General features: G+C 56.6%; 1 protein-coding gene. It reads left to right on the top strand.

Translation table 11 applies throughout. The features are described 5' to 3' along the window. A partial coding sequence (locus tag ACTJI6_RS24290) for a hypothetical protein (RefSeq protein ID WP_440804371.1) occupies positions 1-258 on the top strand: 258 nt, incomplete at its 5' end. Positions 259-339: the final 81 nt, after the last annotated feature.

Below are 339 nucleotides of genomic sequence, written 5' to 3'. Positions count from 1 at the left end.
ATTATTACAGAAACTTTCGTCATATATTTTTGTGGAAATTTTCTTGCCGAGGTGACGGTCTGCCTTCAGACAAAAACTGTTGGACGTGTTGGACTGTTGGACCGGCGCCGCAAAAACGCTGCCGCTCAGGTTCATCCGCCCGCACAGATGGCCGCCGGACTTGGGCCGATGCCCGGCCTGGGGGATCGCCTGGCAGGGAATACCGGCCCCGCGATCCCGCAGTCTGGGCCGAACCTGTTGATTTCCACCCAGAACTGAGCCGGATAGGCTCGTAATTTCCACTGAGAATTGAGCCATGTGAACCTTTCCCCAAAGCGATGAGCGGCGGGGGTAACGGGA

The organism is Paracoccus sp. 22332, from assembly GCF_052045125.1.
Classification (GTDB): domain Bacteria; phylum Pseudomonadota; class Alphaproteobacteria; order Rhodobacterales; family Rhodobacteraceae; genus Paracoccus; species Paracoccus haematequi_A.
This window is presented reverse-complemented; position numbering and strand designations above follow the sequence as displayed.